Origin of the sequence: Halomicrobium sp. IBSBa (genome assembly GCF_017612575.1) — an archaeon.
Taxonomy (GTDB): Archaea; Halobacteriota; Halobacteria; order Halobacteriales; family Haloarculaceae; genus Halomicrobium.
Genome location: NZ_JADPQC010000057.1, coordinates 1 through 409 on the forward strand (window position 1 = coordinate 1; position 409 = coordinate 409).

Here is a 409-nt window from a genome sequence, read left to right on the forward strand (position 1 = left end):
CGGAAACTTAGACCAGGCCGACGCGGTCCCGAAGCTCGCAGAGCGCTTCGAGGACCCGGACCCACGAGTGCGGGCGCGAGCGGCCCGGTCGGCCGGGAAGATCGGCGACTCGCGGGCGACGACGCCGCTTGAGTCGGTCCTGTCGGACCCGAAAGCCGCCGTCAGGCGCGAAGCGGCGGACGCGCTGGGGAACATCGGGAACCGGCAGGCACTCCAGGCGCTGCTCCCGCTATACGAGGACGACGACGAGCGGGTCCGCCGTATCGCCGTCGGCGCGTTCGGGAACTTCGGCAACGACCGGCCGGTGGACTATCTCATCGAGGCACTCTCGGACGATTCGGCCGCAGTCCGGCGGACGGCGGTCTACTCGCTGATCGAACTCCTGTCGAACGTCCCGACCGACCAGAGC

Annotated in this window: 1 protein-coding gene; it reads left to right on the top strand. The window is 69.9% G+C overall.

From position 1 onward, the window contains the following. Positions 1-409: HEAT repeat domain-containing protein (locus tag IL252_RS17430; RefSeq protein ID WP_208629071.1), on the top strand; the 409-nt coding region annotated here is incomplete at both ends.